Source organism: Actinomadura mexicana (assembly GCF_900188105.1).
GTDB classification, from domain to species: Bacteria; Actinomycetota; Actinomycetes; order Streptosporangiales; family Streptosporangiaceae; genus Spirillospora; species Spirillospora mexicana.
Genome location: NZ_FZNP01000026.1, coordinates 1 through 26,759 on the forward strand (window position 1 = coordinate 1; position 26,759 = coordinate 26,759).

At 68.1% G+C, this 26,759-nt stretch carries 23 protein-coding genes and 4 CRISPR repeat arrays; of the genes, 22 read left to right on the plus strand and 1 reads right to left on the minus strand.

What is annotated here, in order from left to right; all coding sequences use genetic code 11:
- Positions 1-52 precede the first annotated feature (52 nt).
- Positions 53-1,111: an NsdA family TPR-like regulatory protein gene (locus CHC11_RS37780; protein WP_179279207.1), complete on the minus strand. Its 1,059-nt coding sequence runs from the start codon at positions 1,109-1,111 to the stop codon at positions 53-55.
- A gap of 123 nt (positions 1,112-1,234) precedes the next feature.
- Between CHC11_RS37780 and CHC11_RS37785 the strand changes: the two genes are divergently transcribed.
- From CHC11_RS37785 to CHC11_RS37890, 22 genes are all read left to right on the plus strand, one after another.
- Positions 1,235-1,555, plus strand: coding sequence for a hypothetical protein (locus tag CHC11_RS37785; protein WP_089316708.1), 321 nt, complete (start codon positions 1,235-1,237; stop codon positions 1,553-1,555).
- A gap of 64 nt (positions 1,556-1,619) precedes the next feature.
- Positions 1,620-1,805: a hypothetical protein gene (locus CHC11_RS37790; RefSeq protein ID WP_089316709.1), complete on the plus strand. Its 186-nt coding sequence runs from the start codon at positions 1,620-1,622 to the stop codon at positions 1,803-1,805.
- A gap of 105 nt (positions 1,806-1,910) precedes the next feature.
- The gene (locus CHC11_RS37795; RefSeq protein ID WP_218826419.1) at positions 1,911-2,900 is read left to right on the plus strand and encodes a hypothetical protein; all 990 of its coding nucleotides are present in this window, start codon (positions 1,911-1,913) and stop codon (positions 2,898-2,900) included.
- A 210-nt stretch (positions 2,901-3,110) separates the two neighbouring features.
- Positions 3,111-3,983 carry an FtsK/SpoIIIE domain-containing protein gene (locus CHC11_RS37800; RefSeq protein WP_089316710.1) on the plus strand — a complete coding sequence of 291 codons (873 nt, stop codon included), beginning with the start codon at positions 3,111-3,113 and terminating at the stop codon, positions 3,981-3,983.
- A 20-nt stretch (positions 3,984-4,003) separates the two neighbouring features.
- Complete coding sequence (locus CHC11_RS37805) at positions 4,004-4,324, plus strand: hypothetical protein (protein WP_089316711.1); 321 nt, start codon at positions 4,004-4,006, stop codon at positions 4,322-4,324.
- Positions 4,321-4,662 (plus strand): hypothetical protein, encoded by a 342-nt coding sequence (locus CHC11_RS37810; protein WP_089316712.1) that lies wholly within the window; start codon positions 4,321-4,323, stop codon positions 4,660-4,662. Before CHC11_RS37805 ends, CHC11_RS37810 begins: the two co-directional genes overlap by 4 nt.
- Positions 4,663-4,740: 78 nt before the next feature.
- Positions 4,741-5,178, plus strand: coding sequence for an RRQRL motif-containing zinc-binding protein (locus tag CHC11_RS37815; protein ID WP_245920263.1), 438 nt, complete (start codon positions 4,741-4,743; stop codon positions 5,176-5,178).
- Positions 5,175-5,471, plus strand: a complete 297-nt coding sequence (locus CHC11_RS37820) for a hypothetical protein (RefSeq protein ID WP_089316713.1) — start codon at positions 5,175-5,177, stop codon at positions 5,469-5,471. Before CHC11_RS37815 ends, CHC11_RS37820 begins: the two co-directional genes overlap by 4 nt.
- On the plus strand, positions 5,468-6,169 hold the full coding sequence (locus tag CHC11_RS37825; RefSeq protein ID WP_089316714.1) for a hypothetical protein: 702 nt from the start codon (positions 5,468-5,470) through the stop codon (positions 6,167-6,169). Before CHC11_RS37820 ends, CHC11_RS37825 begins: the two co-directional genes overlap by 4 nt.
- A 98-nt stretch (positions 6,170-6,267) precedes the next feature.
- Entirely contained in the window at positions 6,268-7,779 is a 1,512-nt protein-coding gene (locus tag CHC11_RS37830; protein ID WP_218826420.1) for a replication initiator, read from the plus strand.
- Between the two features lie 17 nt (positions 7,780-7,796).
- A complete protein-coding gene (locus CHC11_RS37835; protein ID WP_089316715.1) occupies positions 7,797-8,036 on the plus strand; it encodes a helix-turn-helix domain-containing protein in 240 nt (79 codons plus the stop codon).
- Entirely contained in the window at positions 8,033-9,241 is a 1,209-nt protein-coding gene (locus tag CHC11_RS37840; protein ID WP_089316716.1) for a tyrosine-type recombinase/integrase, read from the plus strand. The genes CHC11_RS37835 and CHC11_RS37840 overlap by 4 nt, the downstream gene beginning before the upstream one ends.
- Positions 9,242-9,522: 281 nt before the next feature.
- The gene (locus CHC11_RS37845) at positions 9,523-10,866 is read left to right on the plus strand and encodes a tyrosine-type recombinase/integrase (protein ID WP_245920264.1); all 1,344 of its coding nucleotides are present in this window, start codon (positions 9,523-9,525) and stop codon (positions 10,864-10,866) included.
- A gap of 159 nt (positions 10,867-11,025) precedes the next feature.
- A CRISPR array of direct repeats spans positions 11,026-12,639; the repeat unit is 29 nt; unit sequence CGGACCACCCCCGCTCGCGCGGGGAGAAC.
- A 281-nt stretch (positions 12,640-12,920) separates the two neighbouring features.
- Positions 12,921-13,863: direct repeats of the CRISPR family, unit length 29 nt; unit sequence CGGACCACCCCCGCTCGCGCGGGGAGAAC.
- 163 nt (positions 13,864-14,026) lie between these two features.
- Positions 14,027-16,876, plus strand: coding sequence for a CRISPR-associated helicase/endonuclease Cas3 (locus CHC11_RS37850; protein ID WP_089316717.1), 2,850 nt, complete (start codon positions 14,027-14,029; stop codon positions 16,874-16,876).
- Between the two features lie 246 nt (positions 16,877-17,122).
- Positions 17,123-18,649 carry a type I-E CRISPR-associated protein Cse1/CasA gene (gene casA / locus CHC11_RS37855; RefSeq protein ID WP_089316718.1) on the plus strand — a complete coding sequence of 509 codons (1,527 nt, stop codon included), beginning with the start codon at positions 17,123-17,125 and terminating at the stop codon, positions 18,647-18,649.
- Positions 18,650-18,680: 31 nt separating this feature from the next.
- Positions 18,681-19,316: a type I-E CRISPR-associated protein Cse2/CasB gene (casB, locus tag CHC11_RS37860; protein ID WP_089316719.1), complete on the plus strand. Its 636-nt coding sequence runs from the start codon at positions 18,681-18,683 to the stop codon at positions 19,314-19,316.
- A gap of 33 nt (positions 19,317-19,349) precedes the next feature.
- Positions 19,350-20,540 (plus strand): type I-E CRISPR-associated protein Cas7/Cse4/CasC, encoded by a 1,191-nt coding sequence (cas7e, locus tag CHC11_RS37865; RefSeq protein WP_089316720.1) that lies wholly within the window; start codon positions 19,350-19,352, stop codon positions 20,538-20,540.
- A complete protein-coding gene (gene cas5e, locus CHC11_RS37870) occupies positions 20,537-21,352 on the plus strand; it encodes a type I-E CRISPR-associated protein Cas5/CasD (RefSeq protein WP_089316721.1) in 816 nt (271 codons plus the stop codon). The genes cas7e and cas5e overlap by 4 nt, the downstream gene beginning before the upstream one ends.
- The gene (gene cas6e, locus CHC11_RS37875) at positions 21,352-21,996 is read left to right on the plus strand and encodes a type I-E CRISPR-associated protein Cas6/Cse3/CasE (protein ID WP_089316722.1); all 645 of its coding nucleotides are present in this window, start codon (positions 21,352-21,354) and stop codon (positions 21,994-21,996) included. Before cas5e ends, cas6e begins: the two co-directional genes overlap by 1 nt.
- Complete coding sequence (gene cas1e, locus CHC11_RS37880) at positions 21,993-22,967, plus strand: type I-E CRISPR-associated endonuclease Cas1e (protein WP_089316723.1); 975 nt, start codon at positions 21,993-21,995, stop codon at positions 22,965-22,967. The genes cas6e and cas1e overlap by 4 nt, the downstream gene beginning before the upstream one ends.
- A 10-nt stretch (positions 22,968-22,977) precedes the next feature.
- A complete protein-coding gene (gene cas2e, locus CHC11_RS37885; RefSeq protein ID WP_245920265.1) occupies positions 22,978-23,283 on the plus strand; it encodes a type I-E CRISPR-associated endoribonuclease Cas2e in 306 nt (101 codons plus the stop codon).
- 581 nt (positions 23,284-23,864) lie between these two features.
- Positions 23,865-24,994: direct repeats of the CRISPR family, unit length 29 nt; unit sequence CGGATCACCCCCGCCTGCGCGGGGAGAAC.
- A 90-nt stretch (positions 24,995-25,084) separates the two neighbouring features.
- Positions 25,085-25,601: a CRISPR direct-repeat array (repeat unit 29 nt; unit sequence CGGATCACCCCCGCCTGCGCGGGGAGAAC).
- A 507-nt stretch (positions 25,602-26,108) separates the two neighbouring features.
- Entirely contained in the window at positions 26,109-26,735 is a 627-nt protein-coding gene (locus tag CHC11_RS37890) for an HAD family hydrolase (RefSeq protein ID WP_218826421.1), read from the plus strand.
- The last annotated feature ends 24 nt before the right edge of the window (positions 26,736-26,759 follow it).

The window sequence follows — 26,759 nt, forward strand, 5'->3', positions numbered from 1 at the left end:
GACAGGACCTTCGACAAGCCCTATCCTCCCAGCGCAGAGGCACTTTTCTTGTCTAAATGGTCACTCCCGACCCGCCGTCCGGTGAAAGCCCGAGGCTAGCTGGCTGGCCGTTGCCGAGCAGTCGGTAGCAGTCCATGGAGTAGAAATCCCACTTGGCCGGATCAACGGCGAAGTGGTGATCCAGGTTGTCCGGGTAGGGCATCCGCTCCAAGAGCGCCCGGCCTTGGTCTAGGGCAATTTCGACTTGACGGCGGTCGCCGATGCGTGCCCATGCCTTGGCTTTTTGGGCATGGAGTTGGACGGCTGCTCGTGAGTTGGGAGCTATGGCGCTACCGGTCTCTGCGGCTGCGATGACGCCTCGGTAGTCACCTCGGGTGAGGGCGAACCAAGCGCGCATCTCGTGCGCCCAAGCCATCACCTCGGCATCGCCGGACTCCTCGCCGAGACTCAGTGCGGCCTGTCGGGTCGCCTCCGCTGCGGGCCGGTTGGTCGAGTCGTATTCGACGCATCCGACCAGTGCGGCAAGCCAGCCAGCCAAGGACAGGACTTCTTGATGGTGGGCGAGAGACAGGTGCCGATCAAGAAGCGTCGTGATTCGGCGTAGCCAAGCGCGCCCTTCGACAAGGAGTTGATCGGCGGGCATGTGCGGATACTCGCTGCAAAGCCGGTCAACGGTGATCCGGAGTCCTTCGAGTACGGCCGGATCCACGGAGGATGCTCGCAAGCGGGTGACGATCTCCAGGGTGTCCATGCCGGTCCCGGCGACGAGTTCGGCGTCGCTGTCTCGGTTGCCCGCGACGGGCCAGATGGCTGCGGTGACGGTGCCGAAGGTCTTGGCGAAGATGAGCCGGTAGTCGTCATCGGGGCACGACTCACCGCTCTCCCAAGCGTGGACACGGCGAAGCATCGACGCCTTGCCCGGCAGCTGGCGCTCTGCATGCGCCCGTAGAGCCTCGATGAACTGCGGCTTGTTCCAGCCGCGAGCCTCTCGTTCAGCAGTGATCCGCTTCGCCCAATCCGGGCGCTCCTCCGTCACGAGGTTCTCCTCCTGCTTCGGTGTCGTCTCCAGTCTGCGCACGTCGCGGGCGATGTCGCGAGGGGTGTCGAGCAATCATCATCCATCATCACCCCTCGACAGTCTGTTCGAATCATGCTTCTCGTCCGATCGTGGTGACGCAGCACACAGGGAAGCGCACCGAGAGGCGGTGCGGCCCTTGGATCGGAAGGGGAGCTCATGAAGCTCTACGTGGACACCAGCACGAAGCAGGTCATGGTGTCGAAGGACCCGGTGGAGAAGACGGACCAGAACGGGCGTCAGCGGACCGAGCGGAACACCGGCCGGCCGATGTGGTCGACGCAGGTGTTCGTCCAGGACGACGACGGCGGCGAGGTCATCGCCATCACCACGGCGGGTGAGAAGCCGAGCGTGAAGGTGGGACAGTTCGTCACCGTGTCCAGGTTGGAGGCCCTGCCGTGGGCGACCAACGGGCGCAACGGCGTGGCGTTCCGCGCGGAGGAGATCAAGACGGCCGGTCCGGTGGCCAAGTCGGCCTGACCGGGGCTCCTGGCTCCAGCATCGAAATCTGCTGCATCTGGTGACTCACGGAGGGGCCGAACCGATGGCTCCGAAGATCGAACCGTCCCCGAAGCGGGACGCCGCCAGCCAACTGAGCTGGCCGAACCCTGTTCCGGACGCGATGTCCGGCGACAACTCCACCGGCCGAAACGACGGCGCGAAGACCGTCACCGGTGGGACCGGTCACCGCCAACGGCGGTGCCAGGAGGCCGACCAGATCACTGAGTGATCGTCATGGTCGTTCTCACGTCAGTACGAGTGCGGGGCCTGGAGGCAGCCACCTCCGGCCCCGCCATCGATCGCACCCCAACACTCCATGAAAGGGCAGATCAACATGTCCAAGTCTACGGGCCTGCCCGCGTTCGGGCGAGGGTCCTTCGGCCGCTCGTCCGGTCGCTCGGGTCGTGGCGGAACCGTCACGCTCATCGAGGATCGGGTCACCCGGTCCTACGCGCGCACCGCGAAGATCACCTTCTACGTGATCGCCATCGTGGTCGGCCTGCTGGCCGCCGTGGTCGCCGCGTCCTACATTCACCCCATCCTCGCGCTGCTGGCCGGTGCCGCCATCGGCGTCGGCCTGGCACTCCCCGTCGCGGGATTCATCGCCGTCTGGCCCGTGCTGCGGGTCCTGTGGTGGTGGACGCCGGAGATCTTCGCCACCGGCCTGGTGGTGTCCGGGTTCGTCGTCCTGTCGACGCACACCAACCTGGTCGTGCGGATCCTCATCGTCGCCCTGGTGGCCGGTGTCCCCGCGGGGATCCCGGTGGTGCGACGCAGGCTCATCGCCATCGGCTGGTGCCTGATCTCGCGGCACCGGCTCCGCTCGTGCTTCAACGAGTTCATCATCTCCAACCGGTCGGGAAGCCTCCCGCTGATCCTGTGGGCCAAGCCCACCCTGGTCGGAGAGCGCGTGTGGATCTGGCTTCGGCCCGGCCTTTCGCTGGCCGACCTGGAATCGCGCCTAGACAAGATCGCGGTCGCCTGCTGGGCCGCGAACATCACCGTCGAGCGGGCCTCGACCCGCAACGCCGCCTTCGTGCGGGCCGACATCAAGCGCCGCGACGCGCTGACCGGCACGGTGACCTCACCGCTGGTCGACCTGGTCGACCCCGACGCCCCTGTGATGCCTCGCGCCGCTAGCGAGGCCCCGACCGCGCTGGACCTGCCCGACATCCCGGCCCAGCGCACTCCCGACACCGACACCACTCCGCGCACGACCAAGCGCGCGGGACGCAACGAGCGGGCCGACAAGAAGCCGGCCCCCGCTCCCGCACCGGAACCGGCCAAGCCCGGCACCGGTGACGACCTCCTCGACTGGGTCTGAACCCCCGGTCGTCCTGCTTCACCGGCGGCACCCCGGCTGGGTGCCTTCCCGCTACCGGTGACCGACGCCCCTTGCTGATCACAGGTGACCGCACCTGCTGACGGGGCGCCCGTCCGTGTCCACTCGCACGGGTCCTGGGCACGAAGGTCACCCGTCGCGGGTCGCCTCGTGCCCAGGTCCCTCCCAACTACCTGGAAGGGACCTCGCCTCATGGCAACCCTGACCGTCCCACGTCCGGCCGCCACGGCGTCCGTGCCCGTGGGACCGATCCTGTCGATGTTCGACCCCGTCTATCTGGGGGTCGACGAGTTCGGCCAGCCCGTCTACGTGGTGCTGGCCTACCGCAACATGCTGATCGCCGGAGAGCCCGGCGGCGGCAAGTCCGGGCTGATCCAGAACATCACCGCCCACGCGTTCATGGCCGCCGGAACCCGGCCCGTTCTACTGGACCCCAAGCTCGTCGAGCTGGGCATGTGGGCCGACCTCGCCGAAGAGTTCGTCGGCCCCGACATTGACCACGCCCTGGTCACCCTGCGGCGGGTGCAGCAGGTCATGAACAACCGCTACGCCTGGCTGCTGGCCAACGGCCGCCGCAAGATCACCGCCGCTGACGGCGTCACCGTCATCCCGGTCATCCTCGACGAGTTGGCGTACTACTCCGCCACCATCGGCACCAAAGAGCAGCAGGCCGAGTTCATCGCCCTCGTGCGCGACATCGTCGCCCGGGGCCGTGCTTGCGCCATTCCGGTCATCGCCGCGACCCAGCGCCCCAGCGTGGACATCATCCCCACCTCGCTGCGGGACATCTTCGGGTTCCGGGTCGCGTTCCGCTGCACCACCCCCAATTCCAGCGACATCATCCTCGGCCACGGCTGGGCCCATTCGGGCTTTAACGCCGCCGACATCCTCCCCACCAACCAGGGCGTGGCGTACCTGATCGCCGAAGGCGGCGTCCCCGCCCTGTTCAAAGCGGCCTACCTGCGCGACGACCAGATCAACGGCCTGGTCGACCACGCCACCTGGATCCGCACCAACCACACCCGGCCGCCGGCCCCCGCATCCGCCAACGCGCTGGCCGCCTGACCCCCTCGAAGGGACACCCGATGACGCGACCGCAACCCCCGACCCGAATCCTGGTCACCACCATCACACCGGAGACCAACGGCTACACCGGCATCTGCCTGGTCTGCTTCGAACCCCACACCGTCGCCATCGGCGACTACCTGGCCCTCGGCGAGTGGGCCCGCGAACACACCTGCAACCCCGAACGCGCCGCCGTCGTCGCCGACCTCATCGGCGACCGCATCGCCCGATGCCTGTACTGCGGCTCCACCGACGTCTACGAAACCCGCGTCCTGGTCGACGACCGCCACCAGGACATGGCGCTGCAATGCGGCGCCTGCCACGGAGTGTGGGCCCAATGATCCACAAGCACTACCACCCCAACGGCAAACCCGCCTGGTCCCGCTGGGTCATGGAATGCGACTCCTGCCACTGCACCGCCTACATGATGAGCGCGGAAAACGTCGAGTGGCTCGTGTCGGCCTGGCCCGACATGAACATCTACTGCCCCGACTGCTTCAACGCCTGGGCCGACCAGCTCATCATCAGCGCTCTGCGCTGTCCCGACTGCGGCTGCATCGACCTGCGTCTGTGGCCCTGCGAACCCGACGCACACCCCGACGACCAGCACCCCGGCCTGGTCGACTGCGCCCGCTGCGGCGCCATCCTCCTGGTGGTCGAACCGCCCACCTGGTTCTAGATACGGCTCGGGGCCGGACCTCTCGCCAAAGATTCCCGGCCCCCGCCGTCCACCCATCCCTAGCAAGGACGTGGACCCATGCACGGTACCCAGTACACGCACGCCACCACCACCGCCGCCCGCATCCCTGACCTGGATGCCACCATGCGCGGTGGCATCTACCTGACCTACTACGACCCCACCGGCGTCCGCTACGGCCTGCCCACCTACCCCTACCGGTGGGCCCCCACAGGCCTGCTCACCCGCCGCCAGCTCCGCGAGCGCGGACTACGCCCCGGCGGACAGCCCGTCGCCGCACAGATCCTCTGGCGCGATGGCGCCCGCGTCGCCTACCTCTACCGCGAAAACCTGGCCAAGCCCAAGCGCACCGCCACCCCGGCCCAACGGGCCGCCATCGACAAAGCGCTACGCGCTCGCCGCATCTGCTCCACCTGCGGACGCGAGCGCTGGTACTACATCCCCCGCTCACTAGGCGAATGCCTCGACTGCGCCGAACAGTCCGGGGGCCTGGCATGAGCGACTTCACCGTCAACACGGCCTTGACATCCAACCGGCGGCGGCGCGTCGTCGAGAACGACGAGTACGCCGCGTTCCTGCGGCGCATCCTGCGCGCCTACAGCCGCCGCATCGCCTCTGGAGACGTCGAAGCCCTCGCCTACCTCGCCGACGTCGCCGCAGAACTCGACGTCGCCACCCACGACGCCGTCACCGGCCTACGCGCCTACGGCTACTCCTGGGCCGACATCGCCCGGCCCCTCGGCATCACCCGGCAAGCCGCCCAACAGCGCTGGGGCGGTGAGACCCGATGACCACACGGACCGCACGTATTGAAAACCTCGTCCAGCTGCTCATCCTGCTGCTGGTCGGCACCATGGCCGGTGCCGCCTCCTTCACTCACGTCCATGACTGGACCATGGCCAACAGTCCCGCCGGAACCGGCGACTGGTTCGGCTGGGCCAACGCTGTCATCTCCGAACTCACCCCCACTGCCGCCGGACTGGAGATCCGGCGCCGCAGGCGCACCCACCAGTCCGTCACCTACCCCATGGCGGTCCTGATCGCCGCCGCCGGCCTGTCCATCTCCGCGCAACTGGCCGTCGCCAAACCCGGCCCTACCGGATGGCTCCTGTCCGCCGTCCCCGCCCTGGCGTTCCTGGCCCTGTCCAAACTGGTTCTGTCGCGCACCACCCCAGCCAGCGACCCGGCGACCTCGCCGGACTCACCACACATCGACGACACGTCTGCCGTACACATCGACGCCTCGCCGGTCCCCGCGGACCTGCCCGCACTCGAGACCGACCACCACACCCCGGCCGAACCGGTCGAACCTGTACCGGCCCACCTGCTGACCGGCGCCCGCATGGCCGCCTTCACCCACCAGCACACCACCGGCCAACCCATCACCGCCGACGCACTCGCCGAACACCTCGGCATCCCGGCGCCCCTGGCCGCCACCACACTGCGGCATCTCCAGGCACCAACCCCCAGCGAGGGGGACCGCCTGTGACCCACGCCCCGGCGTCAGGTTCGACGCTGGCTCTCGCTCCCGGAACCGCTTCCCCGGCTCCGGGAACGGGGGCGAACACCGAACCTCACCAACTGCGCTTGCCCTCTCGTCGGCTACTGCCCTCACGCATCACCCGCCGTCCTGTCCTGGCCACCGACACCGCCCTGACCCGCGCCGGAGACGGATACTTCGACTGGCTCGACCACGTGTGGCCCGCCGCAGGCTGCTCCCACCCCGTCCGTCTGTTCGGCACCCTCGACGCTGTCGATACCCGGACCGGGGAAGTCACCGCCACCGCCGCAACTACTGACATGCCGGACGGCGTGATCTACAAGGCGTGCGGAAACCGTCGCGTCACTGTCTGCCCCTCCTGCGCCGACACCTACCGCCGCGACGCCTTCCAACTCATCCGCTCTGGCCTGACCGGCGGCAAGACCGTCCCCACCACCGTCGCCCGTCATCCGGCCGTGTTCGCCACCTTCACCGCGCCGTCCTTCGGGCCCGTCCACACTCGGCACGTCCGGCGTCACAGCTGCACCGACAAGACCCGGTGCAGCTGCCGACCCGAACCCTGCCACGCCCGCAGCGACCTACCCGTCTGCCCCCATGGCCGGCCCCTGGCCTGTTTCGCCCGTCATCAGCCCGGCGACGCCCAGCTCGGGCAACCGCTCTGCTCGGACTGCTACGACTACGAACAGCACGCCGTCTGGAACAACCACGCGGGTGAGCTGTGGCGACGTACCAAACAAGCCATCACCCGCTACCTCAACCGTCTCGCCCGCTCACGGCGGCTGCCTCCGGTCCGGGTCTCGCACGGCAAGGTCGCCGAATTCCAGGCACGCGGCGCCGTCCACTTCCACGCCCTTCTACGCCTGGACGGTGTCGACCCTGACGACCCGGCCGCCTTCGTCTCACCACCGGCCGGAATCACCGCCGCCGACCTCGACGACGCTGTTCGCTACGCCGCCGCGCACATCACCTGCACCACCGACCCGCACCTCGCCCGGCCCGGCGGCTGGCCCATCGCCTGGGGTGACCAAGTCGACGTTCGTATCATCAGCCTCAGCGGCGAGTCCGTCAGTGACGCCATGGTGGCCGGTTACCTCGCCAAGTACGCCACCAAAGGCACCGAAGTCACCGGACACACCTCCCGCCGCCTCCACGCCGCGAGCATCGCGCTCTACGCCAAACCCGACGGCACCCACACTGAACGCCTCGTCCACGCCGCCTGGACCCTCGGCGAACACCCCGGCTTCGAATCCCTGCGCCGCTGGGCCCACATGCTCGGCTTCGGCGGCCACTTCCTCACCAAAGCTCGCCGCTACTCGGTCACCTTCGGCGCTCTACGCGCCGCACGCGTCCTGTACCGCCGCACCCAGACCCCAGGACCGGACCACCCACCCGAGCGATTCGAGCGTCAAGCCGACCTTGACGCCGAAACGACCGTGATCCTCGGTCGCTTGTCCTACGTCGGCTCCGGATGGAAGACCACCGGAGACGCCCTCCTAGCCAACACCGCCGCCGACCAAGCCCGCCGCCGACAACAAGCCGGACGCGAGGAACTCGCACACGAGCTTGGTTCGCCCACCCCCACCGCAGAAGCCGCCTGACCGACCAAAGGAACGCGATGACTGAAACCCTCGAACGACAGAATGCCGGGCTGCTGCTCGGCGGCTGGTACACCACCGAAGAACTCGCCGAGATCATCGGTGTTGACCCCTCCACGCTTCGCCGTTGGCGGACCGCTCGCCCTATCCAGGGGCCGCCTTTCGTCAAGCTGAGCGGCTCCGTCACCCGCTACAGCGCCCTCGACGTTCAGCGCTGGTTGATGAGCCACCGGACCGACCCGGAGGAGAAGACGGCATGAGCGCGAGAGAACAGATCCCGGTCGGCGTCTCGCTGTCGGCTGACATCGAGTACCGGGCAGGACGTCCCCGGCCTTACCGCGCTCGCGTCCGCTGGACCGATCCGGCGACTCGTCGGCGGTGTTCCGTTTCAGAGTCGGTCGAGACCGAAGACCAGGCCGAAGACTGGATCGACGAAATCCAGAAAGGTGCTCGCGCGGGCATCGACCCGGCCACGTTCACCATGACCCTCGCCGAGTACGGCGAGAGCGTGATGACCCTCGCCACACGCGGGCTGGAGAGCAAGACGCTCGACCCGTACATGGCGGGCTGGCGCCGCCGGGTAGTGCCGTCGCTCGGGCATCTACAGGTCCGGATGATCAGCAACGGGGCCGTGGACCGCACTGTTCACGCCTGGATCTCCGACGAATGCGGGCGCTCAACCGTCAAGAACAGCCTTGCGATCCTCGTCCGGGTTATGGAGCAGGCCGTACGAGACGGCATCATCACCCACAACCCCGCGCGGGTGACCGGCTGGCAACAGCAGTACAAGAGGGCCGAAGACGAGCTGGACGACCCGCGCGTCCTCGCGCTTCCGGACTGGTCCGCCCTCGTCGGCCTGGCGGCCGCGCTCGTCGAACGATCCTCCGGCCGCTTCTCCGGCTGGGGCGAGGTAGTGATCTTCGCCGCCTGCACCGCTGCTCGGATTGGCGAGGTATCCGGCGTCCGCGTCGGCGACATCGACCGCGATGCTTGGACGTGGAGGGTTCGCCGGCAGACCACGCCCAGTCCCGGCGGCCTGGTCGACAAAGGCACCAAAGGCAAGCGGGCCCGGACCGTACCTCTGATCGAGGAAATCCGGCCGATCGTCGCTCGGCGCCTTGACGCGCTCGGGGACAAGCCCGCGGCTCGTCTATTCACCGGCCCGCGCGGTGGGCGCATCACCACTGCCGTGCTTCGCGATGCGACCCATTGGGACGACGTGGTCACCCAGCTCGGATACGAGCATCTCCGGCGTCACGACCTGCGGCATACCGGCCTGACGTGGATGGCTGATGGGGGCGTTCCGGTGCATGTGCTCCGCAAGATCGCCGGGCACGGATCACTCAGTACGACACAGCGGTATCTGCAACCGGATGCCGCTTCGATCAGTGCGGCCGGAGAGGCTCTGAGCGTCCATCTGAGGGCCCGTAGGTCCCCGGATGGTCCCCGGCTCCGGGCCGTCTAGATCATGACGGCTACGGCCACCAGGAACACAAAAGCCCTGTTGACCTCGGATTACTCCGTGATCGACAGGGCTTCCTGTTCTGTCGGGACGGCGGGATTTGAACCCACGACCCCTTGACCCCCAGTGCCCTGAAAGCGTTCATCTCACCTCCTTTGCGATGAGCCGAATCCATGAGAACATGCAGGTCAGAGGCCTAGAGTGCGTGACGTGCAGTCATCCTGGATCCCGCCCCGTGAGGCAGAGTCCACTAACGAGCGACTAACAAACGATCATTCGGGGGAGTGACGTTGGGGTACGCGTTCAAGCGCATCGACCGCCACGGCAAGCCGCGCTACACCGCCTGCTACGAAGACCTCAAAGGCAAGATCACATCGGCGGGGACCTTCTCGTCCAAGAAGGAGGCCGACCGGGCCTGGCAGCGCGCCGAGGCCGAGGTCGGCAAGGGCAGGGACCTCAACCTCAAGCGAGGCCGGCAGACCTTCAAGAAGTACGTCGAGGAGACCTGGCTACCCAACCACGAGGTCGAGCCGACCACCATGCAGAGCTACCACTACTCGACCTACAAGCACGTCATGCCCGAGTTCGGCGCGATGCGGATGATGGACATCCTCCCCGAGCACGTCCGCGCCTGGATCAGCCAGATGAAGAAGAACGGCGTCTCCGCCGCCACCATCCGCTACAACAAGGTCGTCCTCAGCGCCATCTTCACCACCGCCCTGAACGACCAGGTCACCTACATCCACCCCTGCAAAGGAGTCCGCACCCCCACCGTCCCCGAGAAACCACTGGAAATCATCAGCCCCGAGCAGTTCGACGACCTCTACCACGCCCTCCCGGACGCCGACTCCAAACTCCTGGTCGAAACCGCCATCGAAACCGGCCTGCGCTGGGGCGAACTCACCGAACTCCGCGGCCGCGACCTCAAAACCCGCTCCCGTCTCCTGACGGTCAGCCGCGTCGTGGTGGAGCTCAACCCGAAGTTCCACCCCGAGGGCAAACGCTTCCTGGTCAAGGACTACCCCAAAGACAAAGAGTGGCGCCGCTTCAAGCTCAGCGACCAGATCGTCGCCAAACTCGAAGACCACATCATCGAAGAGAAACTGGGCACCGACGGACTCCTGTTCGTCTACCAACCGGAAGCCGCAGACGAGGAGCGACCCGCCCCGCTCGATCCCGAAGCACTCGGCTGGACCGAAGAGAACGCCAAGGGACGCCGCTACCGGCACGGCACGCTAAGCGCCTACAACGCCGCCAAATGCCGTTGCGGCCACTGCAGACGAGCCTTCGCCGAATACCGGGCCCGCCGCCGCGCCGACGGCAAGGACAACCCCCGCGAACCCCGCCGCCGCGAGACCGATGGTCACGTCCCCGCCAACTGGTTCCGCAACCGGATCTGGAAGCCCGCCCTCAAGAAAGCCGATCTGGACGTCAAGGTCCGCATCCACGACCTCCGCCACGCCCACGCATCCTGGCTCCTGGCCGGCGGCGCCGACCTCCAGGTCGTCAAAGAACGCCTCGGCCACGGATCCATCTCCACCACCGAGCGCTACCTCCACACCCTCGACGACGCCGACGACACCGCCCTCGCCGCCTTCGACAAGATCCGCCGCCGCCGCGCCGACTGACGAAAATCGGCGGTGCGAGGGTGCGCGGATGCGCTGGGACGGACGACCCCTGCTCGCGCGGGGAGAACGAGATGACCACCACGAACGCGAACACCATCAGCGGACCACCCCCGCTCGCGGGAAGAACTCCTCCCAGTACTGCATGAAGATGGCGTGACTCGGACCGCCCCCGCTCGCGCGGGGAGAACCACCCCATGAACCAGGTCACCGTGTCCCTCACCAGGCCACCCCCGCTCGCGCGGGGAGAACAGTGACGTGATCCGCCGCGCAGCCTCCGGGTCCGGACCACCCCCGCTCGCGCGGGGAGAACAAGCCGCCGGTGATGCGGGATCCGAGGCCGGGCGGACCACCCCCGCTCGCGCGGGGAGAACGGGTTGTTGCCCTCGCGGGGCACGTAATTGCTCGGACCACCCCCGCTCGCGCGGGGAGAACTCGACGGCCTGCGCGCGGGCCTCGTCGGCAGCCGGACCACCCCCGCTCGCGCGGGGAGAACCGTCTCGGGAACCGGCCCCGCAAGTTCCGCGACGGACCACCCCCGCTCGCGCGGGGAGAACTCGACCGGCCGGTTCACCCGGGTCAACAGGATCGGACCACCCCCGCTCGCGCGGGGAGAACAACATCTCGTCGGTCTCGGCCTGCCGCCGCGACGGACCACCCCCGATCGCGCGGGGAGAACGCGTCCCGCAGATCGCCACGGACGATGCTCACCGGACCACCCCCGCTCGCGCGGGGAGAACTACGGGATCACCGGGGACACGTCCGAACAGTGCGGACCACCCCCGCTCGCGCGGGGAGAACGGGTACTCCGCCTACTCAGGTGACGGCGGCCCCGGACCACCCCCGCTCGCGCGGGGAGAACTCGGTCAACGCGACCGGCAGCCGTTCCGGGATCGGACCACCCCCGCTCGCGCGGGGAGAACTTCATCGTGCTGGCCATCGCGATCTCGGTCATCGGACCACCCCCGCTCGCGCGGGGAGAACTAGCGGCGGGCGACCGCGACGACGGCGCGGGCCGGACCACCCCCGCTCGCGCGGGGAGAACGCCGCGCGCTGGGCCCGGATGGCCACGCCGAGCGGACCACCCCCGCTCGCGCGGGGAGAACCTGCTCGCCGCTGACACGCGACTGGCGCGGCACGGACCACCCCCGCTCGCGCGGGGAGAACTGGTGAAGCGCGGTCGCCGTCTCCGTCGCGGCCGGACTACCCCCGCTCGCGCGGGGAGAACTTGGCCGGCGCGTCGCCGTCCTCCTTGCCGGGCGGACCACCCCCGCTCGCGCGGGGAGAACATGACGATCGCGGTGCAGTCCGTCCCGAACGGGGACCACCCCCGCTCGCACGGGGAGAACGGCATCGTGTCGCCGGCGAGCGAATCGGACCACGGACCACCCCCGCTCGCGCGGGGAGAACGGCATCGTGTCGCCGGCGAGCGAATCGGACCACGGACCACCCCCGCTCGCGCGGGGAGAACGGCAGGTCCTCGCCCATCGCCACCGCGCGCAGCGGACCCCCCCGCTCGCGCGGGGAGAACCGGCCCCGGCGGACCGCAGCGCCAAGATGGCCTCGGACCACCCCCGCTCGCGCGGGGAGAACATGACGATCGCGGTGCAGTCCGTCCCGAACGGGGACCACCCCCGCTCGCGCGGGGAGAACGATCCCCGGTAGATCACCAGCATGCGGCCGCGCGGACCACCCCCGCTCGCGCGGGGAGAACCGCTGCGCGACGAACTGGAGTGGATCGGCTCCCGGACCACCCCCGCTCGCGCGGGGAGAACGCGTCCAGGGCCTGCCCGTCCCGGTCGGTCCCGGTCGCGGACCACCCCCGCTCGCGGGGAGAACGGCTTGGCCTTGCCGTAGTACTCCAGCCACGCCGGACCACCCCCGCTCGCGCGGGGAGAACCGCTGCGCGACGAACTGGAGTGGATCGGCTCCCGGACCACCCCCGCTCGCGCGGGGAGAACGCGTCCAGGGCCTGCCCGTCCCGGTCGGTCCCGGTCGCGGACCACCCCCGCTCGCGGGGAGAACGGCTTGGCCTTGCCGTAGTACTCCAGCCACGCCGGACCACCCCCGCTCGCGCGGGGAGAACGCTTACTACCGGCTGAACGAGGCCCGCGAGCTCGGACCACCCCCGCTCGCGCGGGGAGAACGCTTACTACCGGCTGAACGAGGCCCGCGAGCTCGGACCACCCCCGCTCGCGCGGGGAGAACGCTTACTACCGGCTGAACGAGGCCCGCGAGCTCGGACCACCCCCGCTCGCGCGGGGAGAACGCTTACTACCGGCTGAACGAGGCCCGCGAGCTCGGACCACCCCCGCTCGCGCGGGGAGAACGCTTACTACCGGCTGAACGAGGCCCGCGAGCTCGGACCACCCCCGCTCGCGCGGGGAGAACGTCACCAGGTCACCCGTCACCGGCGACGTGAACGGACCACCCCCGCTCGCGCGGGGAGAACCCGAGCGCAGGCCAGAACGTCGTGTACGTACTCGGACCACCCCCGCTCGCGCGGGGAGAACACCCGCTGGCCGGACGAGCTGCCCGGCACCGGGGACCACCCCCGCTCGCGCGGGGAGAACGAGTTGGGGTCCTCGGGTTCAGCGGAGGCGGGCGGACCACCCCCGCTCGCGCGGGGAGAACTACCGGCGGACCGCGACCAGCGAGTCCGGGTGCGGACCACCCCCGCTCGCGCGGGGAGAACGCGAGACCGATCACGCGGCCGCCGGTGTGCCGCGGACCACCCCCGCTCGCGCGGGGAGAACGACGTTCAGTTGAAGGGTGGCGAGGAGGAAGTCGGACCACCCCCGCTCGCGCGGGGAGAACATCCCGACCGGGTCCCGCGACGAGGAGCCGTTCGGACCACCCCCGCTCGCGCGGGGAGAACGTCATCTCCGGCACCGGCCTGATCACGCCGACCGGACCACCCCCGCTCGCGCGGGGAGAACGCGCCACAGAACTCGTTGTAGGCCTCCGACAGCGGACCACCCCCGCTCGCGCGGGGAGAACGCTTCCCGACCTGCGACTATGGAGAGCCGTTACCGATCTGAGACATGGGATCTGGGTGGTCGTGATGTCGCATGTGGCTGAGCCTATGCGTTGCGACGAATTTTGTCGGTGCCGCGTGGTTCAGTGAGCGGCGGTACAGGGCGGACAGTGTTGGAGTGGTCCTATGTCGCCAGACGATCAAGAGGCAGCGTACTGGCCGAGGGTCGACGCTCGTTTATGGGGTAAGCATCAGGGGCTGCCGACTCCCTATCCGGTGATCTGTCATCTCATCGACACTGCGGCGATCGCCGGTGCCCTTTGGGATGCGTGGGCCGGAGGGTTCGCTGTACTGCGGGATATTGATCGTTCGGGGCTTGCGGGCACCAGTTTCAGGAGTTTGGTCTGTTTTTGGGCGGGGCTCCATGACCTAGGTAAGATTTCGCCGTCTTTTCAGGCGGTGGTCGATGGGCTCTATCAAGATCTGCTGACACAGACACCGGCCTATGACGGGGTGGGCGATGATCCTGTGCGCTCACTTCGGCATAACGAGGTGACCCAATGGGCGCTGGTCGAGATCCTCAGGGAGATGGGCTATCCGGCCGACGTGGTGGCTCGCCGGGATGTGGGCCACCAGATCGCCCAACTTCTGGGCGGGCATCACGGACGCTTTTGTGCTGCTCTCTCCCGAGCTGAGCTGCGAAACCCCCGGCGGGACGGGGTGGGCGAGGGGATTTGGGCGCAACAGCGCCGGGCCCATGCCGAGGTCTTGCAGAAGTTGACCGGGGCGCGGGAGGCCCTCGGTGAGCGTCTGCCCGTTCCGGTGGCGGTCGTAGTGATCGGAGTCGTGATCGTTGCGGATTGGCTGGCGAGTCAGGAGGAGTTCATCTGCGCCCGGCTCCCGTCACCGGAGTGGGAGACGTCAGAGGCAGAGCTGCGTGCTCATTGGAACCGTGCGGTAACCGAAGCTCCGAGCGTGGTCCGGGCGGCGGGGCTGGGGCGAGCTCAGTTCGGTGACCGAGCTTTTGAGGAGCTCTTTCCGTTCGAGCCGAACGCGTTGCAATCATCGGTCGCGCAGCAGTTGCCCGGCTTGGTCCATGGGCCGGGGCTGCTGCTGGTGACCGCGCCTCCAGGTGACGGCAAGACCGAGGTGGCCTTGTACGGGGCGGGTGTGCTGGCCCGTGCCTGCGGCTCGGGCGGTCTGGGGTTTTGTCTGCCGACCATGGCGACGACCGACGCGATGCACCGGCGGGTTGCTGAGTTCGCGGGGAAGGCGCTGCTAGGGGACGCAGCGCTCACGCGGGTGCACAGCATGGCCTGGCTCTCGGCGGATGCGGCGGCGGAAGCGGCCGCCTCGGCCGTCGACGCCGACCCAGTGGTCACCGATCGTGATGCGTCGGTGGAGGCGGCTCGGTGGCTGCACTCCAGCCGGCGTGGCCTGCTGGCCCCGTTGAGCACCTTCACCATCGACCAGGGGCTGACCGGTGTCCTGCCAGTGAAGTACAACGTCCTGCGGCTACTGGCGCTGGCAGGCAAGGTCGTGGTCATTGATGAGGCACACTCCTATGACGCCTGGATGCACGCGCTCCTGCTGCGGCTGTTGGAGTGGCTGGGGGCGTTGAAGGCTCCGGTCGTGTTGCTGTCGGCGACGCTCACCGGATCGTCCGCTCGGTCGCTGGTCGAGGCCTATATGCGGGGGAGCGGCCACCCGATGTCTGATGGGCTGCGGCCCTGTTATCCGGGGTGGTTGTTCGCCGACGCGGTCACCGGTGAGGTGTTCGAGCCACGGCCGGTGCCCAGCGAGCGGGAACGCCGACTGTCGTTCGAGATTGTGCCGGTGCGTCGCGGCGAGACTCCCGAGCGGTCTGGCCAGCGGACCGCAGTGATCCAGGAGCTGCTGGAGCCGGTCGTGGACAGTGACTTGGGATGTGTGCTGATCTGCTGCACTACGGTGCGGGAGGCGCAAGACACCTATCAGGATCTCGCCCGATGGTTCGCAGATCTGGCGGAAGCTGGCAGTCGGCCGCCCGAGCTGCGGTTGCTGCATTCGCGGTTCCGCGCTTCCGACCGCGCGGCCATCACTGAGGGATGTGAGGCCGACTTCGGGAAGACCGGAAGCCGGCCTCATACCGTCCTGGTGTCGACGCAGATCATCGAGCAGTCACTCGACCTAGACTTCGACCTGCTCATCACCGACTTGGCTCCGGTGGCGTTGCTGTTGCAGCGGGCTGGACGGTGCCAGCGTCACCGCAGCCCGCGGGAGGATCTGCACCACGCCTGCCGCCCCCGGTGGAGCACCGGGGATCCGCGGATCGTTGTCTTGGATCCGGTGGACGACGGGGGGCAATTCGCGGTGCCCAAGGAGTGGGGTGATGTCTATGACGAATCCCTGCTGCACCGTACGAGCCGGCTACTGCGGGAGCGGGCAGCCACACCCGTTATGGTGCCGGGAGCGGTGCAGGAACTGGTGGATGCGGTATACGCCGAGGATTTCGCGCACATCGTGGAGTTGGACGAGTCCACTGCGGGAAAGATCTTGCGCGCGGATGGCGAACGCATGGCCGCCCAGGCCGCCGCTCACCAGATCGCCGAACTCATCAAGATCGAGGCGCCTCACAGTCGGCTTCTAGGTGATCTGTGGAAGCTGAGCAACGCCAAGGCCGAGGTCGATGCGTCATTGATCACGACTCGGTTGGGGGCCGACTCGGCGCGTCTGGTGTGCGTCTATGAGCAGGAGAACGACCGCTGGACGCTCGACGAAGGCGGGCAGGTTCCTGCTCCCGGATTGAGCGGGAGGAAAAGGATCACGGTGGCTGAGGCTCGATTGATCGCTCAGCACATGATCCCGGTACCGGGCAAGTGGGTTGAGGGCGACGCCGACCTTCTGGAACAGCCCCCCGCGTGGATCGACAATTCCGTGCTGGCGGACTGGAGATTGGCGCCGATGCGACGCGGCTCCGATGGTCGATGGAATGGCCGTATGCGGTCAGGACCGTTCCAATACGACTCTCTTCACGGGATTCGACTCCTTTCCTAAGCAGGCTTGCTAAGTTTCCTGCACGCGATAGTCCTGGGGCTGGAAGCCCAGGAGTCAGACATGCCCCCGCTCGCGCAGGGAGCTGTTCTGAGCCAGTGACTCCTGTCCTAGGCAGGCGGCTCACCCCCGCCGAGCGGGGAATTTGAACGCTGCCGACCGGCCGTACACGGGGTGCTTGGGCGCAGCGGTCGTTCCGGTAATGGATCAGGCTACCGGTCAGTTGTTCGGCGGAGGCGGGGAGGCGCTGTGGTTCGGCAAGCCAGCTTTGATCTGGCCGCCAGGGACTGGATCGAGGTTCGTTGGACAGAGCCATCGAGGGAGCGTGCTGCAAGAATCAGTCTGCGGGATCTGCTCGTTCATGCGCATGAGATCGAGGCGTTGACGATTACTCCTGCGCCTGCGTTGTCGGCGATGTACCGGGTCCTGTACGCGATGACGGCGCGGATCACGGGCCTGGACGACCCCGGCGAGCACCAGGACGACTGGCTGGACCGCCGCCAGGAGTTGTTGAGTACGCCACTGGATCCCAAGGCCGTCAATGAGTACTTCGATGGACTGGACGGCAGGTTCGATCTGTTTGACCCCGAGCGTCCGTTCCTGCAGGACCCTCGCCTGGCCGATCCGCAGGTGTGCCCAAAAAGTGCAGGAGTGAACAAGCTTGCGCTGGGCCGCCCCGCCGGAAACAACTCGGTGTGGTTCGGGCACCATTGGGATGCCTCACCCGTCCCGATCACAGCGCCGGAAGCGGTCGTCGCGCTGCTGGTCTGGTTGTACTACGGCCCTTCGGGCCGCTGCGGCACCCGCACGCACGGCGACACCACCAAGGCGGACGTGTCTGCCGGACCGCTGCGCTCCAGCTTGTCGTACCACCCGGAGGGCGCCACTCTGCAAGAGACGCTCCTAGCCGGGCTGACGCCCCCACCCGCAGAGCTTTCCCCCGAGCAGGATCAGTGCCCCTGGGAGCTTCCCGACCTCCCTGACCCGCTGGCCCCACCCCCAGAACCCGCGCCCTACCCGGGACCGCGCAGCCGACTGACCGGCGGGTGGCAGCACGCGGTGCTGCTGGTGCCCGACGCCACCGGCGATCACGTTGTTGACGCCTACATCACCTGGGGACGGCGCCTCAAGCAGCCGTCCACCAACGATGCGTACGTCATCCACCAGATCAGCCAGCAAGGCAACCCGTATGCGCGGCCGGCCGACGCCAACCGGGCCCTATGGCGTGATCTGGACGGCCTGCTGCAACTCCCCACCAACAGCGCCTCCAAACCGCGCCGTCCCGAAGTGTTCGACACCGTAGACGACCTGGGGACGTTCAAAGCGCGGGCGTTGGGGTTCGAACAGGACGGCAAGACCAAGGACATCCAGTTCGTGTCGGCCATCACCCCGCCACTGCTGTTCCGGATCCAGGACGACGATCCCCAGATCGCCCGGCGGATCGGTGACCTTCACGTGTTCGGTGAGCTGTATGGGCGGCGCCTGGAGTTCGCAGCCAAACGAGCGTGGGCGCTGGTGATCGACGACAAGCCCGGCCCATGCGCGTGGGCCGAGCACGCTGCCGCCGCGTACTGGCCCCAGGCGGAGGACATCTTCTGGGCGCGGATGTGCGCCCAGGACTACAAAGAGTCATGGCGACCCTTCCTGCAGGCCGCCAACGCCGCGTTCGAGCAGGTCACTCAGGAGCACGTCCGCAATACGCGCAGCGCCCGAGCGATCGAACAGGCACGGCTGGAACTGTACGGCGGCCGCCCCAAGACCAAACGCAAGCCCTGAACCCATTTACCCGCACCACGGGCAGGACGCCATGACCACTCAGACAGCACCGTCGGAAAACTCCACCATTCGGCGGGCCCGCGAATTCGTCGCCGACGTCGTGCGGCTGTGTGACGATCCCGGTAAACGCGCCGCGTTGCGCAGCGGGCTGGGTCGTCCCCTCGACCGCTGCCACCGCATGCACCAGGTACTCGCCGCCCGGGTCCCGACCGGCAGCGACAGCAGGGAGCGCGCCTACTATGCCGTCGCCGCCATGATCGCCTCACTGCCTCCGCAGGCCCGCGGCACCGCCTCTCCCTCCGCTGCCGATCAGTCCACCGATGACCTCGGTGCGGTGCGAAGGCGCAACTTCGGGCAGTGCCTGGCCGAAGGCGTCGGTCGAGGCGCGCTCCGCGAGACCGCTGCTGAAGCCCGCCTCAACCTTCTCACCCGCCAAAGCATCGACGGCGTACACCGACATCTGCCCGCCGCCGTCCGGGCTGTGGCCGATCACCCCTCAGCGGTGGACTGGGCGCAACTACTGGCCGATCTGCACTGGTGGGAGCACTACCGGGATCAGATCACGCGCCGCTGGTTGCAGTCGTTCTACCGGACCCGGTTCCAGGCCGAACGCGACGCCGCTGAACAAGCTGACCGGGCTGAGCGCCCCAAGGGCGACCCCGCCTAACCTCCTTTTCAAAAGAGCACGCTGGAGTTCACCATGACCGCGATTCCCGGACGTTTCCTCGAAATGCACGTCCTGCAGGCCATCCCCTTCGCCAATCTCAACCGTGACGACACCAACGCGATCAAAACCGTGAAGTGGGGCGGCACCGAACGCACCCGCGTCAGCAGCCAGTGCTGGAAGCGCGCCATGCGCCTGCACTTGCAGCAGCACCTGGGGCAGCAGGCGTTGCGCACCCGGCGGCTGCCCGAATACCTCGCCGAACACCTCCAGCGAGAGCACAACTGGCCAGCCGACTTGGCCGAACGCGCCGGCCGCCATACCGCGGTCGCCTCCAGCGTCGGCGCCGAGGCACCGAAAAAGAAGAAGGACGAGGCAGCCGAAGCCAACGGCGCGTCCGACGCGTGGACAACCGCCGCCATGGTCTACATCCCCGGCACCGCCATCGCCGAACTCGCCGAACTGGCGATCCAGCGCCGAGACGCACTCGAGACGGCCAAGGACCCCGCCAAGTTCGAACGCAAGGACTCCGTCATCCCCACCGCTGAGGTCGACGCGGTGCTGCGCAGCCGTAACGGCATCATCTCCCTGTTCGGCCGGATGCTCGCCCAAGTCGACGAAGCCAAGGTGGACGGCGCCGTTCAGGTCGCCCACGCCTTCACCACCCACGCCACCGACACTGAAATCGACTACTTCAGCGCTGTCGATGACGTCACCGACGCTTGGGGCGACACCACCGGCAGCGCCCACATGGGCCAAGCCGAACACAGCGCTGGCGTCCTGTACCGCTACATCGTGCTGGACCTGCACGAGCTGCACACCAAGCTCGGCAACGATCTCGCCGACACCCGTGAACTGGCCACTGCCCTGGCCCGAGCCGCGTTGCTGTCGCTGCCCCACGCCAAGAAGAACTCCACCGCCCCCAACACCATCCCGCACCTGGCGCACCTGACCGTCCGCGGCGACCGGCCCGTCTCCTACGCCGCAGCCTTCGAACAGCCTGTACGCGCAGCACGCTCCGGCGGCCACAGCGAACCCTCGGTCGAGGCACTCAACAACTACGCCACCGCCGTTAACACACTGCTGGGCACCGACGGGCTGCTCCACAGCGCCCACGCCACCTTGTCGGCTGCCGAAGCTGACGGCCTGGGCGAACGCGTCCCCTCCTTCGAAGCTCTGATCGACACAGCACTGGACAGCGCGCTGCGCGTGAAGGAAACGGTGTGACCACCGAACCGGCCGCAGGCCTGCTGCTGCACCTGAGCGGCCCGCTCCAATCATGGGGGGAGCGGTCACGCTTCAACCAGCGCGACACCTCCCAGGCTCCTACCCGATCCGGCCTGATCGGACTGATCGCCGCCGCCCTCGGACGCCGCCGGAACCACCCCATCGACGACCTGGCGGCCCTGCGGTTCAGCATCCGAATCGATCGACCCGGCGCTCTGCTCCGCGACTTCCACACTGTGGGCGGCGGGATGCCCCGCGAACTCACCGTGATCACCGCGGAGGGCAAGCGGCGCTCCGCCGACAAGGCCACCCTGGTATCGGACCGCTACTACCTGCAGGACGCCGCGTTCACCGTCGCCGCCACCGCATCCGACCGCGATCTCCTGGACAATTGCGCCCAAGCCCTGCGCGCACCGGCCTGGCCGCCCTACCTGGGCCGCCGGTCCTGCCCGCCCGACGCGCCACTGCTGATCAGCGGCCCGCTCGATGACCCGATCAAGAACCTGATCGGCCTGCCGCTCGCCCGCCCAGCATCTGCCAGCAGGCAAACCGTGTCCGTGGAATTCCGCGCGGACACCCCCTTCGAAGGCCTCGCCTGGCCTGGCGACCCCGACACTATCCAAGCCGATCAGGTGTACACCCAGACTCAGGACGACCCCATCTCCTTCGACCCCGGCAACCGGCAATACCGCTCCCGCCCGGTCTACCGGCGGCACCTGGACCTGCCCTCCCAGCAATGCGCTGGCCTAGGCACCGCCTACATCACGCGCCTCACCGCCTACCTGAACGAACACGCCGGGAAGGCCACCTGATGAACACCGAACTGTGGATCACACAAATCGTCCCTGACACACGCGACCGCGCCGTCCTGGCCGACCTGCGGGACGCCACCCGCCTGCACCGCCGGGTCATGACCGTGTTCCCGGACGGCCTAGGCCCCAGCGCCCGCCGGCAAACCGCAGCCCTGTTCCGCCTGGAAGAACAACCCACCGGGTTCGCCATCCTCATCCAAAGCACACTCAAACCCGCGCTGAACAACCTGCCCGCCGGCTACGGCACTGCCCGCACCAAATCCCTGGCCCTCCTACTGGCCGGCCTCACCGAAGGCGCCAACATTCACTACCGGATCATTGCCAACGCCACCAGGAAACTCGGCAAGAACACTACGGCCGGGCGCCCCAAACAAGTCGTCCCCCTCTACGGCGCCGAAGCCGACCAGTGGTGGCACCGCCAAGCCGACTCCGCCGGACTCGTCCTGCGCAGCCTGCACAGCAGCCAACTCTCCACGGTCACTGGACAACGCCAAGGCAACGGCCGTGTCACTCACGCCCGCACTCAATTCGACGGAACCGCCACCGTCACCGACCCCAGTGCGTTGACTGAGAAAATTCGCAGCGGCATCGGACGTGGCAAATCCTTCGGGTGCGGACTCCTGACCATCGCCCCCGCACCATGAGCACGACACCGCACCGAAACGCACGCCAACGCCTGGCCGCCCCCACCGCCGCCATGCTTCCCCGGATCGGCGACTCCCTGTCGTTCCTCTACATTGACGTAGCGCGCATCGTGCAGGACGACACCGGCGTCAAAGCTCTGTTCCAACTCGGCGACGACACTCGCCGCGTCGCTTTACCCACTGCCGCCCTTGGGTGCCTGCTGCTGGGCCCCGGAGTCTCCATCACCACCCGCGCCCTGGCCACCCTCGCCCGCCACGGAACCACCGTGGTCTGCACCGGAACCGCAGGCATCCGCTGCTACACCGCCACCGTCCCCGACTCGTTGCCCACCCGGTGGCTGGAAACCCAGGCCCGGGCCTGGGCAGACGACACCCAGCGCACCGCCGTTGCTCGCCGCATGTACCTTCACCGATTCGGCAACGCCGCACCCAGAGATGCCACCATCGCCCAACTACGCGGCCTCGAAGGGCAACGCATAAAGGTCCTTTATCGCATGCTCGCCGAACGCAACGGCGTTCGCCCCTTCAAACGCTCCTACGCCCCTGACGACTGGGACGCGCAAGATCCGGTCAACCGTGCGCTTTCAGCCGCCAATACCTGCCTCTACGGCATCACCCACGCCGCGATCAACGCCATCGGCTGCGCCCCCGGACTCGGCTTCGTCCACACCGGCACCAGCAACTCCTTCGTCTACGACATCGCCGACCTCTACAAGGGCGAACTCACCCTCCCCCTCGCCTTTACCCTCCACGACTCCACCGACCCCGACGGGCAAGCCCGCCGCTCATTCCGCGACGGTCTCCGTCTTTTCAAACTGCTGCCCCGCATCGTCGCCGACATCCAGAACCTTCTAGAACCCGACGACGGGACCCGGGAAGAAGACGCCCAAGACGCCGCCGAAGAACTCGTCGACCTCTGGGACCCCGACTTCGGACGCATCGCTGGCGGCACCAACTACGGACACCACTGACATGGCAAACATGACCGTCATCGCCACCACCGCCATCCCCGACCACCTACGCGGCGCTCTCACCCGCTGGATGACAGAACCCATGCCAGGCCTCTACGTCGGTACACTCTCCGCTCGCGTCCGCACTGAACTTTGGACCGCAGTCGCCGCAACCGTCGACGACGGAGCCGCTCTCCTCATCCATCCCGACGCCAACGAACAAGGCTTCACCCTCCACACCGCCGGGCGTCGCCGACGCACACCGATCGACTTCGACGGACTCACTCTCATCGCCTTCAACCCCACCGAACCAGCCAACGAACCGGCAGAATCCTAGGAGCGGCGAGCGCCATAAACTGTTCTCGTTCAATCCACTTAGTCGCGTGGGGAACGGCGGGCAAATCGTCTCCGCGAGACTCCTGCGCGGTTTGCCTCTGCTTGTGCGGGGGAGCCCGCCGGGCATCGTCGCGAGCGTGTAAGTCCTGGCCGAACCCTCCCCGCCCGCGCGGGGAGAACATCGAGTACCCGAGCCCGTTCTGGATCAGGCACGGATTACCCCCGCTCGCGCGGGGAGGACTTCTACGCGGCGTCGAACGTCAGGTTGCCGTTCGGACCACCCCCGCTCGCGCGGGGAGAACTCGCGGCCCGGGTTCGCCGGGCCGATGAACCTCGAACCACCCCCGCTCGCGCGGGGAGAACGTCCAGATCGTCCGGCCGGGCGCCAAGGACCGCGGACCACCCCCCCGCTCGCGCGGGGAGAACCGCACCGGGTAGTGCCGGCGCTCGATGCCCCGCGGACCACCCCCGCTCACGCGGGGAGAACTCGTCCAGGACGGCCAGCACCGCGCGCCGCAGCGGACCACCCCCCCGCTCGCGCGGGGAGAACTGGCGGAACGTTCGGCGGATCATCGCCGGGTTCGGACCACTCCCGCTCGCGCGGGGAGAACCTCGGCCCGGCCAGCGACAGCGCGGTCTCCCACGAACCATCCCCGCTCGCGCGGGGAGAACAAGATCAGCGGGAACAGCCACGCCACCTCGAACGGACCACCCCCGCTCGCGCGGGGAAAACGAGGAGTCGGGGTGGAGGGCGTGGGACGGCGCCGGACCACCCCCGCCTGCGCGGGGAGAACCGGCACGAGCCGACCGGCGCGTTTCAGATCAACGGACCACCCCCGCCTGCGCGGGGAGAACGCTAGGAAGACATTGTCATCGACGCCAGTTACCGGATCACCCCCGCCTGCGCGGGGAGAACTGATCCGCTTGTCGGTCCTGCTGCGGAGAGCACGGACCACCCCCGCCTCCGCGGGGAGAACTTGCTGCGGTACGCCATGATGGACGTACCTCCCGGACCACCCCCGCCTGCGCGGGGAGAACGCCCCGTCCAACGCGGCGACCGCAGCGGTCTGCGGATCACCCCCGCCTGCGCGGGGAGAACGCGAGGGCGATCAGGATGATGCGGGGCTGGGTCGGATCACCCCCGCCTGCGCGGGGAGAACGTCGCCCACCGGTCCGCCAGCTCCTCCAGCGCCGGATCACCCCCGCCTGCGCGGGGAGAACGGGGAACATCCGGAATGACGAAGGACTGAACACCGGATCACCCCCGCCTGCGCGGGGAGAACGACGCCACGTGGACCCACCGCGGGTCGAAGTCCGGATCACCCCCGCCTGCGCGGGGAGAACACCGTCGCGTTCATGGATCCGACCGGGGACCGCGGATCACCCCCGCCTGCGCGGGGAGAACCGGCAGCCCCGGCGGCGGCAGTGCGGCAGGATCGGATCACCCCCGCCTGCGCGGGGAGAACCGTCCGCACAACGCCGGCCGTCCCGGCGAACACCGGATCACCCCCGCCTGCGCGGGGAGAACGCCCAGTACCTGGCCGCCCGAATCACCGAGCACGGATCACCCCCGCCTGCGCGGGGAGAACACCTTCGTCTCCGCGCACACCGTCCCGGACGCCGGATCACCCCCGCCTGCGCGGGGAGAACCGCCCCGGCCACCGCATGCACGTCGTCGGGAACGGATCACCCCCGCCTGCGCGGGGAGAACGCCCCAGTCCGCTACGAGGTCCAACCGACCGGCGGATCACCCCCCTGCGCGGGGAGAACGACCTGGCTATCTCTTGCACCTACCCGGATGGCGGATCACCCCCGCCTGCGCGGGGAGAACTGCACCTGTCCAGAGTTCGGCACCCCGGAGTACGGATCACCCCCGCCTGCGCGGGGAGAACGAGCACGCCCACCGCATCGCGAACTGCGGCAGCGGATCACCCCCGCCTGCGCGGGGAGAACGGATCGAGAAATACGATCTGATCGACCCCTCCCGGATCACCCCCGCCTGCGCGGGGAGAACGTTCGCCGACGTGGGTTCCTTGCCGTCGCGGCCGGATCACCCCCGCCTGCGCGGGGAGAACTGATGCGCGAGTAGCAGCGCGGCGTCTGTGGCCGGATCACCCCCGCCTGCGCGGGGAGAACCGGTCTACTGACGTAGTACGTCTTACGTTCTTCGGATCACCCCCGCCTGCGCGGGGAGAACCGCTCGATCCGCGACCTGGTTCGCGTGATCGCCGGATCACCCCCGCCTGCGCGGGGAGAACGCGCTCGCGCTGTTCATGAACGCGGTGGCGCTCGGATCACCCCCGCCTGCGCGGGGAGAACACTTCCCGACCTGCAGCTATGGAGAGCCGTTACCGATTTGAGATGCCCTGGTCCTCCATAGGGACATGACCCAACCTTATGCGGTGACATGAACCAGTAACGAGCAGATGGGCGCCCCTCCAGCCCAGCTGAGTCTCAGTCAGCTGGTCCATGTGTGATGAACGCAAGATCCTTGACGAGTGGAAAATCTGCCCGCGTGAGGCGGTTGAGTTTGGGAGGGGCGGCTTGTTAGAAGCGCTCAGTTAGCCCTCTGCCCGTGCGGAGCCAAGCATGTGCTGCGGGGGCGGGGATGGCTTTCGAGCGCGGCCCGGCGGTGCTGCTGTTCTGGACGGAGGCTAAGGGCGGCTCCTACTTCCGGTGAGGTCAGCGATGGGCGAGTGTCGCCTCCAGGCACGATTGGACCGTGGATCAGCTCATCGACCACGGAACGATGGTTCCTCAGCCCAGGCTGTCCGGCTCGAATGTTGGTGTGGCTGTACTACGTACGCTGAGCGTGTGATCCGTTGTGTGGTCTTCGATGTGGGCGAGACTCTGGTGGACGACAGCCGCGAGTGGCAGGGGTGGGCAGACTGGTTGGGTGTTTCGGCGCACACGATGTCGGCACTGGTGGGTGCGGTGACGGCGCAGGGTCGGGACAACGCTGATGCGTTGCGGCTGGTGCGGCCTGGGTTGGATGTAGGTGAGGAGCGGCAGGCTCGTGTCGCGGCCGGGCATGCCGTGGAGTTGGTTGAGGCTGATCTCTATCCCGATGTTCGTCCGGCGTTGCAGGAGCATCGGCAGCGTGGGCTCTGGGTTGGTGTCGCGGGGAATCAAGTGGCGCGGGTCGGGGCGCGGTTGCGTGAGCTTGGGCTTCCGGCGGACGGGATCGCTACGTCGGAAGAGTGGGGTGTGGCGAAGCCGGATCCAGGGTTCTTCGCACGGTTGGTCGAGTGGGCCCCAGGGGAGCCAGACGAGATCGTGTACGTGGGTGACCACCCCGCCAACGACGTCGTGCCGGCGCGGGCGGCCGGGTTGCGAACGGCTCTGGTCCGGCGGGGGCCATGGGGCTACCTGTGGGCAGACGACTTCCGCGGCATCGCGGACTGGGTTATTGATGACCTGACTGAGCTTCCGAGGTTGTTGGCTTCTTTGTGAAGGCCGCGCTTCCTGGCGGACCCG

Bases quoted from the DNA above. Each gene is read 5' to 3' on its own strand.
- CHC11_RS37785 (WP_089316708.1), top strand. From the start codon at position 1,235: ATGAAGCTCTACGTGGACACCAGCACGAAGCAGGTCATGGTGTCGAAG.
- cas6e (WP_089316722.1), top strand. From the start codon at position 21,352: ATGAACACCGAACTGTGGATCACACAAATCGTCCCTGACACACGCGAC.
- CHC11_RS37835 (WP_089316715.1), top strand. From the start codon at position 7,797: ATGACTGAAACCCTCGAACGACAGAATGCCGGGCTGCTGCTCGGCGGC.
- CHC11_RS37800 (WP_089316710.1), top strand. From the start codon at position 3,111: ATGGCAACCCTGACCGTCCCACGTCCGGCCGCCACGGCGTCCGTGCCC.
- CHC11_RS37850 (WP_089316717.1), top strand. From the start codon at position 14,027: ATGTCGCCAGACGATCAAGAGGCAGCGTACTGGCCGAGGGTCGACGCT.
- CHC11_RS37810 (WP_089316712.1), top strand. From the start codon at position 4,321: ATGATCCACAAGCACTACCACCCCAACGGCAAACCCGCCTGGTCCCGC.
- CHC11_RS37840 (WP_089316716.1), top strand. From the start codon at position 8,033: ATGAGCGCGAGAGAACAGATCCCGGTCGGCGTCTCGCTGTCGGCTGAC.
- cas7e (WP_089316720.1), top strand. From the start codon at position 19,350: ATGACCGCGATTCCCGGACGTTTCCTCGAAATGCACGTCCTGCAGGCC.
- CHC11_RS37815 (WP_245920263.1), top strand. From the start codon at position 4,741: ATGCACGGTACCCAGTACACGCACGCCACCACCACCGCCGCCCGCATC.
- CHC11_RS37820 (WP_089316713.1), top strand. From the start codon at position 5,175: ATGAGCGACTTCACCGTCAACACGGCCTTGACATCCAACCGGCGGCGG.
- CHC11_RS37825 (WP_089316714.1), top strand. From the start codon at position 5,468: ATGACCACACGGACCGCACGTATTGAAAACCTCGTCCAGCTGCTCATC.
- CHC11_RS37790 (WP_089316709.1), top strand. From the start codon at position 1,620: ATGGCTCCGAAGATCGAACCGTCCCCGAAGCGGGACGCCGCCAGCCAA.
- CHC11_RS37795 (WP_218826419.1), top strand. From the start codon at position 1,911: ATGTCCAAGTCTACGGGCCTGCCCGCGTTCGGGCGAGGGTCCTTCGGC.
- cas1e (WP_089316723.1), top strand. From the start codon at position 21,993: ATGAGCACGACACCGCACCGAAACGCACGCCAACGCCTGGCCGCCCCC.
- cas2e (WP_245920265.1), top strand. From the start codon at position 22,978: ATGACCGTCATCGCCACCACCGCCATCCCCGACCACCTACGCGGCGCT.
- CHC11_RS37805 (WP_089316711.1), top strand. From the start codon at position 4,004: ATGACGCGACCGCAACCCCCGACCCGAATCCTGGTCACCACCATCACA.
- casB (WP_089316719.1), top strand. From the start codon at position 18,681: ATGACCACTCAGACAGCACCGTCGGAAAACTCCACCATTCGGCGGGCC.